Source organism: Type-D symbiont of Plautia stali (assembly GCF_001485335.1).
Taxonomy (GTDB): domain Bacteria; phylum Pseudomonadota; class Gammaproteobacteria; order Enterobacterales; family Enterobacteriaceae; genus Pantoea; species Pantoea vagans_C.
The window spans coordinates 24,467-41,801 of record NZ_BBOC01000007.1 but is presented as its reverse complement, the minus strand read 5'-3'; the positions used below and the strand labels follow the sequence as shown (position 1 = coordinate 41,801).

The following is a 17,335-nucleotide window of genomic DNA, read 5'->3' as shown; positions in this document are numbered from 1 at the left end:
AGCGGCAGGCAACGGATTGTCACCTGTCACGATCGTTTAAGGCTTCATCCTGAGAAAGACGGCCCAAAAAAACTGAGCGAACACTTCAATGATAGTCCACTGTCGCTTATCCGAAACCGGAACTCAAACGAATTCTTTTGGCACAAAATCATTCAAAATTCGCTGCTTAAGGTTTTGCTAATGACAAATGCGGGTTTTATTTTTAATGGCAGGATAAAATGCTGTTTATAAGTGCATTGTATGACTGTGGCGCTTTGTCCTGAAAAAAGATAAAAGCACTGCCTTCCGCATAATAAATCGCTGGTTAATGGTTTTATGGCATAAAAAATCCTGATTTTTGCACTGCCTCATGATTTCTGTGTGCAGGAACGTGAAAAACATGTGAAATGTATCTGTCGAATGTAAGATTAAATCAGTCGTCTGGTTATGCTAATGCAGGCGGCATTCATAGTTGATTATGCTTTTTGCCGCGACGAGGGGCTTATGCGCGTAGTGATTCTTGGAAGTGGGGTTGTCGGGGTGGCAAGTGCCTGGTATCTGGCACAGGCGGGGCATGAAGTCACGGTGATCGATCGCCAGCCCGCTGCCGCTCTGGAGACCAGTGCCGGTAACGCCGGGCAGATCTCCCCCGGCTATGCTGCGCCTTGGGCGGCACCGGGTGTGCCCTTGAAGGCTGTTAAATGGATGTTCCAGCGCCACGCGCCTCTGGCGGTTCGCCTCGATGGCAGTAAATTCCAGCTGGAGTGGATGTGGAATATGCTGCGCAATTGCGACATGCGCCACTATCAAGAGAACAAAGGCCGCATGGTGCGGATTGCGGAATACAGCCGTGATTGCCTGAAAACCCTGCGTGCCACCACTGGCATTGCCTATGAAGGTCGACAAGGCGGAACGCTACAGCTCTTCCGCACGCAGCAGCAGTTCGACAGTGCCAGCAAAGATATCGCCGTGTTGAAAGACGCTGGCGTGCCTTACGAGCTGCTGGAAGCACACCAGCTTCACAGTGTTGAACCGGCGTTAGCGGCCACCGCCCACAAACTCACTGGCGGTTTGCGTCTGCCGAATGATGAAACCGGTGACTGCCAACTCTTTACCCAACGCTTAGCGGATATGGCCGCCGCCGCTGGCGTGACCTTCCGCTACAACATGGAAGTGGATCAGTTGCTGCGCGAAGGTAATCGGATCTACGGCGTGAAGTGTGGCGACGAAGTGATTAAAGCCGATGCCTACGTGGTGGCCTTTGGTTCCTATTCGACCGCGCTGCTCAAAGATATTATCGCCATCCCGGTTTATCCGCTTAAAGGCTACTCACTCACCATCCCGATTAAGAATCCTGAGGCCGCACCGGTTTCCACAATTCTCGATGAGACCTACAAAGTGGCGGTAACGCGCTTTGACGATCGTATCCGCGTCGGTGGTATGGCGGAAATTGTTGGTTTTAACACCAAACTGACGCCAGCACGACGTGAAACGCTGGAGATGGTGGTCAGCGATCTCTATCCTGAAGGCGGTTTTGTTGAACAGGCCACGTTCTGGACCGGATTGCGCCCTATGACGCCAGACGGTACGCCGATTGTTGGGCGCACGCCGCTCTCCAATCTCTATCTCAATACCGGTCACGGTACGCTGGGATGGACCATGGCCTGTGGTTCCGGTCAGCTGTTGGCCGATTTGATTTCTGGTCAGAAACCGGCAATTGCTGCAGACGATCTCTCTGTGCTGCGCTATCTGCCAGGTTTCGAAGCCCATTCATCGCCGTTGCGTAACGTTAACGCGGCGCGTTAAGACCTCAGGGAGAGCAAACGCATGTCACGTCCTATTGGCGCCACCATCAATCAACAGGCGCTGAGCCACAATCTGGCGATTGTTCGTCAGGCGGCACCGCAGTCGCGTATCTGGTCGGTGGTAAAAGCCAACGCTTACGGACACGGAATCACCCGCGTCTGGCAGAGCCTGGCGCAGACGGATGGTTTCGCGTTGCTGAACATGGAAGAAGCGATTCTGCTGCGCGAGCAGGGCTGGAAAAAGCCGATCCTGCTGCTGGAAGGATTTTTCCATGCGGAAGATCTAACGCTGATTGATCGTTACCGTCTGACCACCAGCGTGCACAGTAACTGGCAAATCCAGGCGCTGGCAAAAGCCACGCTCTCGGCACCGATTGATATCTATCTGAAGATCAACAGCGGCATGAACCGCCTGGGCTTCCGACCTGAGCAAGCCCAGGCGGCGTGGCAAAAACTGCGTGAACTGCCAAATGTTGGCGAGATGACGTTGATGGCGCATTTCGCCGATGCGGAAAATCCAGAGGGCTTGATTGAGCCGATGAAGCGGGTGCAACTGGCAGCAGAAGGCCTTAACTGCCCACGTTCTCTTTCCAACTCAGCTGCGACCTTATGGCATCCGGAAGCGCATTTTGACTGGGTGCGGCCGGGCATCATTCTGTATGGTGCTTCCCCAAGCGGTGACTGGCAGGATATTGCCAGCACCGGCTTGCAACCGGTGATGACGCTGAACAGTGAGATTATTGGCGTACAGCAACTCACTGCCGGTGACGGGGTGGGCTACGGTTATCGTTACCATGCCTCAGCTTCGCAGCGTATTGGTATTGTTGCCTGTGGCTACGCTGATGGCTATCCGCGACATGCGCCAACGGGCACGCCCGTGTCTGTTGAGGGTATTCGCACCCAAACGCTGGGCGCGATTTCCATGGATATGATGATGATTGATCTTGAACCTTGTCCGCAGGCGGGAATCGGCTCGAAAGTGGAGCTATGGGGCAATCAGGTGAAAATCGATGAAGTCGCGAAAGCCTCGGGAACGGTGGGCTACGAGCTGATGTGTGCGCTCGCGCCCCGCGTGCCGGTTAGCGTTATTTAAGCGCGGTCACACTGCCGTGCATTTTCTTACTGCAGCGCCAGGCCATCAGTGCCAGCGCTGCACCTAATAGCATCATCAATGCCAGTGCCGATTTCTCCGCGACCGGTAATGCGACAATGATTAGACTGCCGCCTGCTCCACATGCCATCTGAATAAAGCCCTGTAAAGCGGCTGCCACACCGGCCTGCTGTTGATACGGCTCCAGCGCATAGCTGGTGGCAGGTCCGACCGTAAAGGCTAAGCCCGCTACCGAGACGGCTACCGGAATCATGTATAACGCCCAGTGAGTCTGCCATGCAGCAGGGAATAGATGCATTCCAGCCACCAGTAAGATGGCGCCCATTAACATGGTGAAAAAGCCCATCGCCAGACAGAAGGGCCGCCCGGCTTTACGGATGGTTTTATTCACAAACGCACTGACCAACATGATCCAAAAACCGTTGGCACCAAAGGCAAACGAGAACTGCAGCGGCGTGAGGCCACCTTCGGTCATCAAAACATGCGGCGCGAGCGAAACATACGTCAGCACCATGCCCAGTGCACCGGCATTCGCAAAGGCAAACGCGAGGAAGCGCGGTTCGCGCGCAATCGCGGCATACTGTGCCAGCGGCAAACCTTTAACTCGCAGGGTATCCGCAGGGCGTGTTTCCGGCAGGAAGAACACCACTATCACGCCAATCACCGCGGCATAACTGCACAGGAACCAGAACGGTGCACGCCAGCCGTAGGCTTCGGCAAGGATACCGCCCAGCAGCGGAGCCAGCGCCGGAACAATATTTAATGCGCCATTAAGAAAACCATAGGCGCGCGCGGCTTCATCGCCGCTTAAACGGTCGCGTACCCCACTGAAGGCCACCACCGCACTGCAACACACGGCACATCCCTGAATGAGTCGTGCCAGGAAGAAGATGGGCCACGCGGTGGCCGTCGCCGCAATAGCGCTGCCGATGATATAGAGCGCCAGCCCAATTAAAGCGATCGGCTTACGTCCATAATTATCGACCAAAGGACCCGTCACCAACTGACCTATGCCCATCACCAGCAAAAACAGGGGAATGGTGGTCTGAATCAAACTGACCGGGCTGTTAAGGCCTTCAGCAATTTGCGGAAGTGTAGGGAGATAAAGATCAATGCCAAGCGGCGCCAGCAGCACCAGGCTTAAAAGTAGCAGGGTAAATTTTTGCATTACGAACCAGAAACAACCTGTTAAACAAGCGGGAAGGGTAAAGAGTTAGCAGAGAAAAGGGAAGGAATAAAAAAACGATGTCTGCCGGTCGCGCACAGACATCGCCTTTAGGGGATTAGTAAGCGCCGTCGCGACGCAATACTACGCCAGCCGTTTTAAACAGAATGGCGATATCAGTCCACAGTGCCCAGTTTTTCACATACCAGGAGTCGAAATAGACGCGGGTATCGTAGTCAATATCGTTACGTCCACTAACCTGCCACAGGCCGGTCATGCCCGGTTTTGCCATCAGGTAATAATCCACATCACCTGCATAGCGTTCCAGTTCAGCTTCAATCACCGGACGCGGACCGACCAGACTCATTTCGCCGCGAATCACATTCCACAGTTGCGGCAGTTCATCCATGCTGGTTTTACGTAAGAAGCCGCCAATTTTGGTGATGCGCGGGTCGTTCTTCAGTTTGAAATCCCGATCCCATTCCGCACGTGCTTCCTCGCTGGTCGCCAGCAGATTTTGCAGCACTTCTTGCGAGTTGGTGACCATTGAGCGGAATTTCAGGCATTTAAATTTCTTGCCATCCTGTCCAACACGTTCATGACCATAAATCGCATTTCCCCCATCGCGTTTCACCATGGCGCACAGCAGGCCGAATACCGGAGCCAGGAACAGCAGCAACAGGGATGCCACCACAATATCGAAGGCACGCTTGAGGAAACGAGATGAGCGCTTTGCCAGGTTGTTGCTGACGCGCAGTATCATCACTTCATGGCTAAAGATGAAGGACATATCCGTGCCGTACAGGGGCACGCCGCGCAGAGTAGGGATAACGGAAATTGAACGGCATTTCATTTTGGAAAGGAACTTCAGCCATTTATCGCGCACCACTTGCTGTTCAAATTCAGTAGCGACGATAAATTGCGTGTTGTCACGATCCATGGTCTGCCAGTTGATATCTTTCCAGGTAATCACCGGCACGCCGTTAACAGTGTCAGGACGGTTTTCATCTTCCAGTGAAATGAACGCCTGCACGTTATAGCCAAGGATCTCTTCACTCTGCAACGCAGCGTAAGCTTCCATGGCATTTTTACCCGAACCAATAATGATGGTTTCTTTCTGCCATTGACCCGCACGGTTTATGGCGCGTTTCACCACGGCACGCATCAGTGGCAACAGCAACAGAGCGTAAGTCCAGCTAAACACCCACACCATGCGCGAGAAATCCCATTTGGAGAAGGCGATCAGTGCCAAATCCAGCAGTGAGAACACGAACAGGGTTTTAACAATTTCTTTCAACTCGAACCAGAAGGGTTTGCGGTAAGTGTAATGACGCATACGCACCCAGAACCAGGCGGTGCAAAGAACCGATAGCCCGAGTTGTGCGATAAAGCGGTATTCGATTTGCTGCGGCGGAATAAAGGTGTCCAGTTCTCCCCAAATACCCTGAACGGTGGCAGCAGATAAGAACAATGCCAAATTTAATGCAATTAAATCTGAGAAACTTAAAGCGACTTTCGCGATGAGATTTTTACGCAGTCCGCTCCATGAGCGGGTTGCATTATTCATTACCAATGTACTTGCCATAAAACCTGCTCTCTTTTCTTAAGTAAAAGATGGCCTGACCAGAATCAAGTACGCGCTCAGGTGTGGTCCGCTGAAACAGGAAAGAATTTATTTTTCAGCGCGATATGAATCAAAACTGCCACAAGCGCTGCACCGAAAGGACCGTTTGAGACGTGAATTGCGTCACAAAAAGCTGCAGCAACGTTTAAGAGTATGCAGGAGTTATTTGACAGAGTTAATATGGAAATAGTCTGAAAAGGAAATAAATGACTAAAGAAATTATGAGCTAGCGAATTGAATTATAAGGTTAAAAGTAAAAAATCCGACGATAGCACGCTTCATTTTAAGACTGCTTTTAGGAATGACCGCCATACGAAGCGGATGGCGGTATGGAAAAATCAGGCAGGTTTTTTTAATACCCAGCGGTCTTGCTGCTTGTCATAGTGTCCGATCGCCAGATCGATGGGTTCGCCATCAATCCACGCCGGCACACTGGTGTCATGATCCCAGCCGTCGAGTTGGTAACTCAGGCCGGGGTTGGTATTGCAGGGAATGCTGACGGTCTCTAAATTTTCAGCATTCAGTTCTGCATCAACGATCTCGTAACGACCAATCTTTACCACGTGTCCCATCCTATTCTCCCGTTTATGCTGGGTGGAATAGTGATCATAGTCGCTCACGTGCAGTTTGGGGGCCAAAGCGCTTCGGATTACTCTTTGTCTTCCATAACGCGCACACCAATTTTAACGATTTGGTTATCTTCTTTTTCGGCAACGGTCCAGGTCAGTTGATTCCACTCCACCTGGTCACCCACCACCGGCGTACTGCCAAGTAACCCCATAACGAGTTGGCCGAGTGATTGCTGATCGTTGGTCTCTTCGTCTAACTCTAAACCATAAATCTGCGCCACATCGCGCAATCGTGCCTCGGCATCCAGAATGAAGTCCCCGAAGAAGCGTTGGTCGAGGGCTATAGGCGGTGACTGACTAAACATTTTGCCTAATGCGGGTAAATCACGCTCGCGACCAATAACGCACAACACATCCCCCTCCTTAAGACGCGTGCTGCCATTCGGATGCATCAGTGCATTGTCACGGAATAGCGCAGCGATGCGTGTCTCGCGTGGCATCTGCAGGTCACGCAGCGCCGCACCGACACACCACTTGTCTGCACCAAGCTGATAGACAAACTGCTCCCACGGGTTTTCCGGGTGAATATCCAGCCCCACACGGCTAATCGGCGAAGCAGTGGGTGGCACCACGACTTTGGCGCGTTTAGCGGCATAACCGAGAGACGTGCCCTGCAGCATTAATGAAACTAACACCACGAAGAAGGCGATGTTGAAGTAGAGCTTGGAATTTTCCATGCCCGCCATCATCGGGAACACCGCAAGGATGATCGGCACCGCGCCGCGTAACCCCACCCAACTGATGAAGATACGCTCACGTCCGGTAAACCCTTTGAATGGCAGCAGACCGACCAGAATGGAAAGCGGGCGCGCCACCAGAATCAGCCACAGTGACAGAATCATCGCGGGCAGCGCGATGTGCCACAAATCAGAAGGGGTGACCAACAAACCGAGCACGATAAACATGCCAATCTGGCTGAGCCATGCCATGCCATCGAAGGTTTGCAGAATGCCGTGACGGTTACGTATGGGACTGTTGCCTAACAGGAAGCCACAAAGGTAAACAGCCAGAATGCCGCTGCCTTCCATCACCGTGGTCAATGCAAATACAATGATGCCGCCGCTGACGGCCAGCAGAGGATATAAACCCTGTGCCAGATTAATGCGGTTAATTAACTGCTGCAGTGCCCAGCCGCCGCCCAATCCCAGCACAATGCCAAGACCAAACTGCTGCACCAGGTGCACCACAAACATCCAGCTTAAACCGGTCTGGCCCTGCTGAATCATGTCGATCAGTGTGATGGTGAGGAACACAGCCATCGGATCGTTACTGCCTGATTCAATTTCCAGCGTTGAGCTGACACGCTCATTAAGCCCTTTATCACCCAGCAGCGAAAATACGGCTGCGGCGTCGGTCGAGCCAATAATCGCGCCAATCAGGAAACCTTGCATTAGATCGAGCTTGAACAGCCAGGCAGCCGCCACACCGGTTAAGCCCGCGGTGATCATCACGCCAACGGTGGCTAATGACAACGCTGGACCCAGAGCGACCTTGAACGAACTGGCTTTGGTCCGCATGCCGCCATCCAACAGAATGATGGCCAGCGCAAGGTTGGAGACCAGGTAGGCCACGGGATAATTATCAAAGGCGATGCCGCCGATACCGTCAACACCCGCCAGCATGCCAAGCGCGAGGAATATCACCAAAATCGGGATGCCAAGGCGAGATGAGAACGAACTCAGAAGAATACTTGCTGCAACCAGCACGGAACCAATAATGAACAAACTGTAAATCATGCTGGCATTCAACGGCGTTCTCCTGCGCTAACGGACGGATAAAACAAACTGCGGGGATAATCACACAGACAAGCTGAAAAGATAATGCCTTATCAATAGCTTGTCAGCGCTTAATTCAACATTTTTTCAATCTAACGAGCACTATCCCATAGATGGTTAAGTTTGTGTGAAAAATCAGCGGGAGTTTCAGGTAAATGAGAGCGGGCGCGGAAAAGAAAAAGCCGGTCAGTGACCGGCTCGGATATCAGGCTTCAGCAACCTGTTTGTGGAAAAGTTCTCTAAATACCGGATAGATGTCTTCGGGCTCACGGATGTGCTGAATCGCGAAGTTATCGAACATCGCCTGCAGATGTTCATACTCACGCCATAGCGTTTGATGTGCACGTCGGGTGATTTCGATATAGCTGTAATAACGTACTACCGGCAAAATATGCTTGGCGAGGATCTCGTGGCACAGGGGAGAATCGTCCGCCCAGTTATCGCCATCTGACGCCTGCGCCGCGTAAATATTCCACTGTGCTGGGTCGTAGCGCTCTTTCACCACCTCATCCATCAGCTTCAGCGCACTGGACACGATGGTGCCGCCGGTTTCCTGCGAGTAGAAGAACTCTTGCTCATCCACCTCTTTCGCCTGCGTGTGGTGACGGATGTAAACCACCTCGACATTTTTATAGGTTCGGCTCAGGAACAGATAGAGCAGAATATAAAAACGCTTGGCCATGTCTTTGGTGGCTTGGTCCATCGACCCGGATACGTCCATCAAGCAGAACATCACTGCCTGGCTGGAGGGTTCCGGCCGTTTTTCAAAGTTTTTATAGCGCAGATCAAAGGTGTCAATAAACGGCACCCGCTCAATACGCGCACGCAACTCGGCAATTTCTTTGCGCAGTCGCTCTTCTTCCAGCAATTGCGCCGGCTCACTGTTTTCTACTTCAGTCAACGTGGCTTCCAGCTCATGCAGCATACGACGCTTACCGGCGGTCATCGCCGTGCGGCGTGCCAGTGAGTTTTGCAGTGAGCGCACCACACTGATGTTGGCGGGTACTCCATTCGAGGTGAAGCCAGCACGGTGTGTTTTGTATTCATTCAGCTGCCGATGCTGATTTTTCTTCAGATTCGGCAGGGCCAGGTCTTCAAACAGCAGGTCAAGATACTCATCTTTCGATATCTGGAAGACAAATTCGTCCTGGCCTTCACCGTCCTGGCTGGCATTGCCTTGACCACTGCCTCCACCGCCACCGCCACCTTGCGGACGTTCAATGCGGTCATTCTGCACAAAATGGTCGTTCCCAGGGTGAACACGATGGCGACTGCCGCCGCGCCCCTGGTGGAAAATCGGCTCATTGATGTCATCAATAGGAATCGAGACCGATTCGCCGCTCTCCACGTCGGTGACCGAACGCTTGTTGATGGCCTCGGAGATCGACTGCTTGATTTGCGACTTGTAACGGCGCAGAAAGCGCTGCCGATTGACGGCGCTTTTGTTTTTACCGTTCAGACGCCGATCGATGAAATAGGCCATAAAACTCCCCCAAACTACAGCGCAAGCCAGGCCGGAATATTCCGGCCTCCTGTTACGGCGCCGCAGCGCCGCATAGCTTACAGGTAAGATTATGACGATTTACGCACGCGCAGATACCATTCACACAGCAGGCGCACCTGCTTGCGGGTATAGCCTTTCTCCATCATGCGGTCGACAAAATCATCGTGTTTTTTCTGTTCGTCCGTTGAGGTCTTGGTATTGAACGAAATCACCGGCAGCAGCTCTTCGGTATTTGAGAACATTTTCTTCTCAATGACCGTGCGCAGTTTTTCGTAACTGGTCCAGTTTGGATTACGTCCACTATTCTGCGCACGAGCACGCAGCACAAAGTTGACGATCTCGTTACGGAAATCTTTCGGGTTACTGATCCCGGCAGGTTTCTCGATCTTTTCCAGCTCGGCGTTCAGTGATTCGCGGTCAAACAGCTGTCCGGTATCGGGATCGCGATACTCTTGATCCTGAATCCAGAAATCAGCGTAGGTGACATAGCGGTCAAAGATGTTCTGACCATATTCAGAGTAAGATTCCAGATAAGCCGTCTGAATCTCTTTACCAATAAACTCGGCATATTTCGGGATCAGATAGCCTTTCAGGTGCTCAAGGTACTTCTCAGCCAGATCCTGCGGGAACTGCTCACGCTCAATCTGTTGCTCCAGCACGTAGAACAGGTGTACCGGGTTGGCGGCCACTTCAGCGTGGTCAAAGTTAAAGACGCGCGACAGAATCTTAAAGGCAAAACGGGTCGACAGACCGTTCATACCCTCATCCACCCCCGCGTAGTCATGATACTCCTGCCAGGATTTCGCTTTCGGGTCGGTATCTTTCAGGCTCTCACCGTCATACACCCGCATTTTGGAATAGATGCTGGAGTTTTCCGGATCTTTCAGGCGTGACAGGATCGAGAAGCGTGCCAGGGTTTCCAGCGTGCCTGGGGCGCAAGGTGCGGTGGTCAACTCACTGTGATTAAGCAGCTTGTCATAAATTTTGATCTCTTCCGACACGCGTAAGCAGTACGGCACTTTGACGATGTATACGCGGTCAAGGAAGGCTTCGTTGTTCTTATTATTGCGGAACGTCACCCACTCAGATTCGTTGGAGTGCGCCAGGATGATGCCATTAAACGGCAGGGCAGAGATGCCCTCAGTACCGTTATAGTTACCTTCCTGAGTGGCGGTCAGCAGCGGATGCAGCACTTTAATCGGTGCTTTGAACATCTCAACAAATTCCATGATGCCTTGGTTTGCCCGGCACAGTGCGCCAGAGTAGCCGTAAGCATCCGGATCGTTTTGCGCGTGGTTTTCCAGTTTACGGATGTCGACTTTACCGACCAGCGCAGAGATATCCTGGTTGTTCTCATCACCCGGTTCCGTTTTGGCAATGGCGACCTGTTCCAGAATAGAAGGCCAGACCTTCACCACTTTGAAACGGGTGATATCGCCACCAAAGTCATGCAGGCGTTTCGCGGCCCACGGAGACATGATGGTGCCCAGGTAACGCCGCGGTACGCCATACTCTTTTTCCAGAATATTGGCATCTTCCTGCGGGTTGAACAGGCAAAGTGGGTGATCATTCACCGGGCTACGTTCGCCTTCGGCACTCAGCACGTAAATCGGAACGCGCTGCATTAACGCTTTCAAGCGCTCGGCGAGGGACGACTTACCGCCACCGACCGGTCCCAGTAAATAGAGGATTTGTTTCTTCTCTTCCAGGCCTTGCGCAGCATGTTTCAGGTAAGAGACGATCTGTTCAATCGCTTCCTCCATACCATAAAACTCTTCGAAGGCGGGATAACGCCCCATGACGCGGTTAGAGAAGATTCTGGAAAGGCGTGGCTCTTGCGCCGTATCAACCATTACTGGCTCACCGATAGCCATCAATAGTCGTTCTGCAGCGTTGGCGTATGCACTGCGATCCTGCTTACAGACAGCAAGGAACTCCTGCAGTGTGAACTCTTCGTCCTTGGCAGCTTCATAGCGCTGACGATAGTGATCGAATATATTCATAGCGATGCCCGTCCTTTCGTTTTTAGCACAGGTAAAGGAGCGAAATTAGATACGTTTGCAGCTCCCGGAAGATATTCTTTATTGAGTACAGCAACCCTTATGCCAACCTGACGTTTTTTTATCGGGATACACAATTCTTATGGTTACTCTGCTCGAACTAAAAGTCTCGTCTTACTTTTAACTGTAGAAGGCATTCAGAAAACCTGCAGCCACTTTTCACCTTATTTAGCGATATATCAATAACAAAGTCTCATAAGCGCTAAGGCAATCCGTTGGTACGTGCTGGCTGATGAAATGCCTCAGACAATTCCGCTGGGGTGATAAACATCCCTGATTTAACATTAACCCAAAGCAAAAAATTGGTTAGACTCTGCGTGTGATTGTTATATTTATGGACTGAATAAATTGTGAACCATTTCAAACTTAAAGCGCTTGCTCTCGCTGTTCCTTGTTATTTTGCGGCGTTCAGCACTCATGCAGAACCCTTATCTCTTGGTGCCTCGGTTATTTATGCCCAATCGCCTTACCGTGGAGGACAAGACCGTTATCTGCCGATTCCTGTCATCAACTACGAGGGCGAAAACTTCTGGTTCCGCAGTCTGCAAGGCGGTTACTACCTGTGGAAAGACCCGCAGAACCAGCTGTCTCTAACAGTGCTGGGCTCACCGCAGCAATACGATCCGAAAGACAACGATCTGGGCGATATGAAAGCGCTGGACAAGCGCCGCATGACCCTGATGGCGGGTGCCAGTTATCGTCATGTTGCTGACTGGGGCATCGTGCGCACCGCATTGCTCGGTGATGTGTTGAATAACAGCAATGGGATGATTTGGGATCTTACCTATCTGTATCGCTTCGATTTTGGCGCATTTAGCCTGACGCCGGGTATCGGTGCGATGTGGAACAGCGCCAATCAGAACCGTTATTACTATGGTGTTTCATCGCATGAGAGCGCCAGAACGGGCATTGCGCAGTATCAACCCGATGACAGTTGGTCGCCTTATGTTGAAATGAATGCCAGCTATCAGATCAGTGATAGCTGGAACGCCAGTTTCTCGGGGCGCTATACCCGATTTGACAGTGAAATCAAAGACAGCCCAATGGTCGACAAAAGCGGGCAGTTCACGGTCTGGACCGGCATTAGCTACAGCTTCTGATGATTTGAATAAACGCCTCGCCAAGAGGCGTTTTTTTACATTGCACCAATACAGCGCCCACAAATGGCGCAACCGGAGGCGTAATGAAAACCATTCAGTTTCGTGATGAATCACCTTTACCTGCTATTGGACAAGGCACCTGGTACATGGGCGAAAATGCTGCGCAACGCAATGCCGAAGTCGGCGCACTGCAGGCGGGTTTGGATCTTGGCCTCAAACTGATTGATACCGCCGAGATGTACGCAGAAGGCGGCGCAGAGGAGATTGTGGGTGAGGCATTGCGCGGGCGCCGCGAGCAAGCCTGGTTGGTGTCAAAGGTCTATCCGTGGAACGCAGGTGAAATCGATGCCATTGACGCCTGTGAACGCAGTTTGCGGCGCTTGCAGACCGATTACCTTGATCTCTACCTGCTGCACTGGCGCGGCAATGTGCCGCTGGAAGAGACGGTGCGCGCCATGGAGATGCTGCAACAGCAGGGTAAAATTCGCCATTGGGGCGTGTCGAACTTCGATACCGAAGATATGCAAGAGTTGTGGGGTGAAGCGGGCGGAGAGGGCTGCTTAACCAATCAGGTGCTTTATCATCTGGCATCTCGTGGCATTGAATATGATCTGTTACCAACTTGTCAGCAACGCAGCGTGCCGATTATGGCCTATTGCCCGCTGGCACAAGCGGGACGCTTACGCCAGTCCCTGTTTGATGAGCCGCATCTCCAGCAGATTGCACAACAGAGGGGCATCAGTGTGGCGCAATTGCTGTTGGCATGGGTTATTCGCGACCAGGGTATTATCGCGATTCCTAAAGCCAGCAGCATCAAGCATGTGACGGAAAATGCCGCCGCCCTGAACGTTACGTTAACGGCAGAGGAGTTGACGATTATCGACCGGGCGTTTCCGGCACCGCAGCACAGGACCGGATTGGATGTGGTGTAGCGGCGCGAGTGCGCCGCAAAGACTTATTTGTTACGCACGCGCAGCGTGGTACCGAGACGTGCAGGGGATTCACCGGCGCTTTTCATCGGCTTATTAATGCGCGCCGTCTCCACGCAAACCATGGTTTTGTAGCCTTCGTTCGGCATATCCGCCATGCTGCATGACAGTTCCGGGCCCGGATTCCAGGTGACAACGTCACTTTGATAGTGATGATACACTTCGATTTGACGCTTGCCGCCTTTATCGTGGATCACGCTGCAATCTTCTGCAGCGGTGTGAATACGATCCACGCGGTCGGGATAGGTTTGTTTACCATCCGCTGAACTGCCCAAGGTATTTGCGTTCACTTTATCAATGTAACTATTGCCTAAGCCACTCACTTCAACCTGCGCGATGTCAGCAATCTGGAAGTAGGTATGCAGCGCGGCGGTGGCTTCATAATCGCCCCAGGCTTCAAGCTCTATTTCGCAGTGTTCGGCGATACGGAAGCGGGCGAGCAGGGTGAAATCGTGCGGCCAGAGCTTTTTGGTCTGGGCATTACTCTCCAGCGTGAAGGTCAGCATCACCGCATCTTCGTTCTCATCGTGCGCGGTGAGTGTCCATGGCTGATTACGTGCAAAGCCATGCGCAGGTTCGCCAGCCGGGCCAAACCACGGCCAGCAGACAGGTACGCCACCGCGAATTGCCTTGCCCGTAGTGAAGGGCGTCTTCTCACTGAGCCAGATTACCGGTTGCTGCCCACTCGGTTGCCAGGAGAGCAGATGAGCGCCTTGCAGTGCGATGGCGGCACGCACCTTAGGATGGCTGATCACCACAATCGGCAAGTCACCCAGTTGGCGCTGTGACAGGTAAGGGGTGATCTGATTCACCACCGGCAAAGCATAAATTTTATCTTGCATCGTCAGACCTTCTCTTCTTCCAAATGAAAAAAAAGGGGCGACCGAAGTCACCCCTTGTCTGTTTCGCCAGTTGCTTACTTAGCAGCAACCAGTGCAATCAGATCCAGAACTTTGTGTGAGTAGCCAGTTTCGTTGTCGTACCATGAAACCAGTTTCACGAAGTTGTCGTTCAGTGCGATACCGGCTTTAGCATCGAATACTGAAGTCAGGGTTTCGCCGTTGAAGTCGGTAGATACGACGTCGTCTTCGATGTAACCCAGAACGCCTTTCATCTTGCCTTCAGATTCAGCTTTGATAACGGCACAGATTTCTTTGTAAGTTGCTGGTTTTTCCAGACGAACAGTCAGGTCAACAACAGACACGTTCGGGGTAGGAACGCGGAACGCCATACCAGTCAGTTTACCGTTCAGCTCTGGCAGAACCACGCCAACTGCTTTCGCAGCACCGGTAGATGAAGGGATGATGTTCTGAGCTGCGCCACGGCCGCCGCGCCAGTCTTTGTGAGACGGGCCATCAACAGTTTTCTGCGTTGCGGTAGTTGCGTGAACGGTGGTCATCAGGCCTTCAACGATACCGAAGTGATCGTTGATAACTTTAGCCAGTGGAGCCAGGCAGTTAGTGGTGCAAGATGCGTTAGAAACGATATCCTGACCTTGGTATTTGTCGAAGTTTGCACCGCGAACAAACATTGGGGTCGCATCTTTAGATGGACCAGTCAGAACAACTTTCTTCGCGCCAGCCTGAATGTGTTTACGAGCGGTTTCGTCGGTCAGGAAGATACCGGTCGCTTCAGCAACAACGTCAACACCCACTTCATCCCATTTCAGGTTAGCCGGGTCTTTCTCAGCGGTAACACGGATTTTCTTGCCATTAACAATCAGCGCGCCGTCTTTAACTTCTACGGTGCCGTCGAAACGACCGTGCGTAGAGTCATACTTCAGCATATAAGCCATGTAATCCGCGTCGAGCAGGTCGTTGATTGCAACGATTTCGATGTCAGAACGCTGCTGTGCAGCACGGAAAACGATGCGACCGATACGGCCAAAACCGTTGATACCTACTTTGATAGTCATATATTCCACCAGCTATTTGTTAGTGAATAAAAGGTTGGCTGTAAAATTACAAAAACCTTACCAGGCGTCAAGCGGAATCGTGTCAATTGTTGCGACAGGTCAATTCCAACGCCAGGAATAATTCGTTGCGCAATCGCTTACGCAGCACCCTTATTGCGCGCCTATGTTACGCCGAATACCGACCGAAAAGGGATGACTTTTGCAAAGGGTGATCGACGTCACAATTTTGCGCTGTGGCAGTCGTGTCGAATGGGTTCGCACGAAAAAAGACCATGAAGATGTTGTTCGTTTGTTAGAATACTAGTCGATTTTTACAGAATGACACTCCGGAACTCAAAATGGCTAAAGACACCGCACCCGAGGCAAAAATCGCGCAGCTTTCAGAGATGCAGCGTTATGTCACTCAGCATCGCGGCACGGAACCGCCTTTCAGTGGCGCACTGCTGCATAACAAGCAGGAAGGCATTTACCACTGCTTAGTGTGCAACTCACCTCTGTTTCTCTCCGACTCCAAATACGATTCAGGCTGTGGCTGGCCAAGCTTCTATCAGCCTTACAGTGATGATGCTATCCGTTATCTGGAAGATGATTCGCATGGCATGCACCGTGTGGAAATTCGTTGTGGCAATTGCGATGCACATCTCGGCCATGTCTTCCCGGATGGCCCACAGCCTACCGGTGAGCGTTATTGCGTTAACTCCGCATCGCTAAGCTTTAGCGATGAGCAGGGCAATCAGCAAGAGGGCTGAGCATGAAACAAGAACTGGAAGCGATGCTGGCAGCGATGACGCCGGAGGTGTACGAGCGTTTGGCCAGTGCCGTGGAAACAGGCAAATGGCCGGATGGTGTGGCGTTAACGCCGGAACAGCGTGAAAACTGTCTACAGCTGGTGATGCTGTGGCAGGCGCGTCATAACGACGATCCACAACATATGACCATCGGCAAGGGTGGTGAAATGGTGATGAAGTCGAAAAAGCAGTTGAAGGAAGATTTCGGCATTGAATCGGAAGTGACACGAATCAACCTGCACTGACAGGCAAATGGGCTGGTTTTCACCAGCCCATTTTTCAGATTATTACCGCACCCTGTGCTTCCATTTGGGCGATGGCAATTTCACTGTCATCTGGATTGAGGTTCACGCCACGGCAACCCTCTTTTACCACTTCAACGTTGTAACCCAATTCCAGCGCATCCAGCACGCTGTACTTCACGCAGTAATCGGTGGCAAGACCCAGCACCACCAGGTCGCTGATGTTCCGTTCACGTAGCCAGCTGTCCAGCTCAGTTTTACGGCGATGGCCGTTGTCAAAGAATGCGCTGTAACTGTCCACCTCGACGTCACCGCCTTTGTGGAACACCGCGTCAATCAGGCTACGGTCCAGCTCGGGATGAAAATCGGCACCGACAGAGTTTTCAACCCCATGATCGGGCCACCAGATCTGTGCCAGACCGTTTAACTCACCCAAGGTGTAAACCGGTTCGCCTGATACTGAGGCGAAGCTGCCATGATTGGCTGGGTGCCAGTCCTGTAATGCCACAACGCATTCACCCCGATCACGGAATTCACGTGCGTAACGATTGGCAACGGCAACCGTTTGATCACCTTCACGCACCGCCATAGGGCCGCCGGGGCAAAAATCGTTCTGAATATCGATGATTATCAATGCCCGCTTCATTAC

The 17,335-nt window shown here is 52.1% G+C and carries 15 protein-coding genes; 6 read left to right on the top strand and 9 right to left on the bottom strand.

All coding sequences use genetic code 11. From position 1 onward, the window contains the following. Positions 1 to 483: 483 nt before the first annotated feature. Entirely contained in the window at positions 484 to 1,785 is a 1,302-nt protein-coding gene (locus PSSD_RS03885; RefSeq protein ID WP_058969547.1) for a D-amino acid dehydrogenase, read from the top strand. A gap of 21 nt (positions 1,786 to 1,806) precedes the next feature. Further along, the gene (gene dadX, locus PSSD_RS03880) at positions 1,807 to 2,877 is read left to right on the top strand and encodes a catabolic alanine racemase DadX (protein ID WP_058969545.1); all 1,071 of its coding nucleotides are present in this window, start codon (positions 1,807 to 1,809) and stop codon (positions 2,875 to 2,877) included. On the opposite strand, the gene PSSD_RS03875 is transcribed toward dadX, so the two are convergent. The 6 genes from PSSD_RS03875 to yeaG all read right to left on the bottom strand — a co-directional run bounded on the left by PSSD_RS03875 (position 2,870) and on the right by yeaG (position 11,595). Then, complete coding sequence (locus PSSD_RS03875; protein ID WP_058969544.1) at positions 2,870 to 4,063, bottom strand: multidrug effflux MFS transporter; 1,194 nt, start codon at positions 4,061 to 4,063, stop codon at positions 2,870 to 2,872. The genes dadX and PSSD_RS03875 overlap by 8 nt on opposite strands. 115 nt (positions 4,064 to 4,178) lie before the next feature. Continuing rightward, entirely contained in the window at positions 4,179 to 5,645 is a 1,467-nt protein-coding gene (wbaP, locus tag PSSD_RS03870) for an undecaprenyl-phosphate galactose phosphotransferase WbaP (protein ID WP_058969542.1), read from the bottom strand. A 377-nt stretch (positions 5,646 to 6,022) separates the two neighbouring features. Continuing rightward, a complete protein-coding gene (locus tag PSSD_RS03865; protein WP_058969540.1) occupies positions 6,023 to 6,256 on the bottom strand; it encodes a DUF1480 family protein in 234 nt (77 codons plus the stop codon). A gap of 77 nt (positions 6,257 to 6,333) precedes the next feature. Continuing rightward, positions 6,334 to 8,061: a potassium/proton antiporter gene (locus PSSD_RS03860; protein ID WP_058969538.1), complete on the bottom strand. Its 1,728-nt coding sequence runs from the start codon at positions 8,059 to 8,061 to the stop codon at positions 6,334 to 6,336. Between the two features lie 232 nt (positions 8,062 to 8,293). Further along, complete coding sequence (locus PSSD_RS03855; RefSeq protein WP_039335458.1) at positions 8,294 to 9,571, bottom strand: YeaH/YhbH family protein; 1,278 nt, start codon at positions 9,569 to 9,571, stop codon at positions 8,294 to 8,296. 89 nt (positions 9,572 to 9,660) lie between these two features. Continuing rightward, complete coding sequence (gene yeaG, locus PSSD_RS03850) at positions 9,661 to 11,595, bottom strand: protein kinase YeaG (RefSeq protein ID WP_039335460.1); 1,935 nt, start codon at positions 11,593 to 11,595, stop codon at positions 9,661 to 9,663. A 407-nt stretch (positions 11,596 to 12,002) separates the two neighbouring features. Between yeaG and PSSD_RS03845 the strand changes: the two genes are divergently transcribed. Next, a complete protein-coding gene (locus PSSD_RS03845; protein WP_039335463.1) occupies positions 12,003 to 12,752 on the top strand; it encodes a MipA/OmpV family protein in 750 nt (249 codons plus the stop codon). Between the two features lie 83 nt (positions 12,753 to 12,835). Further along, a complete protein-coding gene (locus PSSD_RS03840) occupies positions 12,836 to 13,684 on the top strand; it encodes an aldo/keto reductase (protein WP_058969536.1) in 849 nt (282 codons plus the stop codon). Positions 13,685 to 13,707: 23 nt separating this feature from the next. Here the strand turns inward: PSSD_RS03840 and PSSD_RS03835 are convergent, their stop codons facing one another. Both PSSD_RS03835 and gapA read right to left on the bottom strand, forming a co-directional pair. After that, positions 13,708 to 14,583, bottom strand: a complete 876-nt coding sequence (locus PSSD_RS03835) for a D-hexose-6-phosphate mutarotase (RefSeq protein WP_058969533.1) — start codon at positions 14,581 to 14,583, stop codon at positions 13,708 to 13,710. Positions 14,584 to 14,657: 74 nt separating this feature from the next. Then, positions 14,658 to 15,656, bottom strand: a complete 999-nt coding sequence (gene gapA, locus PSSD_RS03830) for a glyceraldehyde-3-phosphate dehydrogenase (RefSeq protein ID WP_039335472.1) — start codon at positions 15,654 to 15,656, stop codon at positions 14,658 to 14,660. Between the two features lie 338 nt (positions 15,657 to 15,994). Here gapA and msrB point away from each other — a divergent pair, with 338 nt between their 5' ends. Further along, positions 15,995 to 16,405, top strand: a complete 411-nt coding sequence (gene msrB / locus PSSD_RS03825) for a peptide-methionine (R)-S-oxide reductase MsrB (protein ID WP_039335474.1) — start codon at positions 15,995 to 15,997, stop codon at positions 16,403 to 16,405. 2 nt (positions 16,406 to 16,407) lie between these two features. Beyond that, positions 16,408 to 16,689 carry a YeaC family protein gene (locus PSSD_RS03820; RefSeq protein WP_039335477.1) on the top strand — a complete coding sequence of 94 codons (282 nt, stop codon included), beginning with the start codon at positions 16,408 to 16,410 and terminating at the stop codon, positions 16,687 to 16,689. A 34-nt stretch (positions 16,690 to 16,723) separates the two neighbouring features. On the opposite strand, the gene pncA is transcribed toward PSSD_RS03820, so the two are convergent. Further along, positions 16,724 to 17,332, bottom strand: a complete 609-nt coding sequence (gene pncA, locus PSSD_RS03815; RefSeq protein ID WP_058969531.1) for a bifunctional nicotinamidase/pyrazinamidase — start codon at positions 17,330 to 17,332, stop codon at positions 16,724 to 16,726. Positions 17,333 to 17,335 lie beyond the last annotated feature (3 nt).

Coding starts and splice junctions, on each gene's coding strand:
- gapA (WP_039335472.1), bottom strand. CDS start 15,656: ATGACTATCAAAGTAGGTATCAACGGTTTTGGCCGTATCGGTCGCATC.
- PSSD_RS03875 (WP_058969544.1), bottom strand. CDS start 4,063: ATGCAAAAATTTACCCTGCTACTTTTAAGCCTGGTGCTGCTGGCGCCG.
- PSSD_RS03865 (WP_058969540.1), bottom strand. CDS start 6,256: ATGGGACACGTGGTAAAGATTGGTCGTTACGAGATCGTTGATGCAGAA.
- pncA (WP_058969531.1), bottom strand. CDS start 17,332: ATGAAGCGGGCATTGATAATCATCGATATTCAGAACGATTTTTGCCCC.
- wbaP (WP_058969542.1), bottom strand. CDS start 5,645: ATGGCAAGTACATTGGTAATGAATAATGCAACCCGCTCATGGAGCGGA.
- PSSD_RS03835 (WP_058969533.1), bottom strand. CDS start 14,583: ATGCAAGATAAAATTTATGCTTTGCCGGTGGTGAATCAGATCACCCCT.
- PSSD_RS03820 (WP_039335477.1), top strand. CDS start 16,408: ATGAAACAAGAACTGGAAGCGATGCTGGCAGCGATGACGCCGGAGGTG.
- yeaG (WP_039335460.1), bottom strand. CDS start 11,595: ATGAATATATTCGATCACTATCGTCAGCGCTATGAAGCTGCCAAGGAC.
- PSSD_RS03840 (WP_058969536.1), top strand. CDS start 12,836: ATGAAAACCATTCAGTTTCGTGATGAATCACCTTTACCTGCTATTGGA.
- PSSD_RS03885 (WP_058969547.1), top strand. CDS start 484: ATGCGCGTAGTGATTCTTGGAAGTGGGGTTGTCGGGGTGGCAAGTGCC.
- msrB (WP_039335474.1), top strand. CDS start 15,995: ATGGCTAAAGACACCGCACCCGAGGCAAAAATCGCGCAGCTTTCAGAG.
- PSSD_RS03855 (WP_039335458.1), bottom strand. CDS start 9,571: ATGGCCTATTTCATCGATCGGCGTCTGAACGGTAAAAACAAAAGCGCC.
- dadX (WP_058969545.1), top strand. CDS start 1,807: ATGTCACGTCCTATTGGCGCCACCATCAATCAACAGGCGCTGAGCCAC.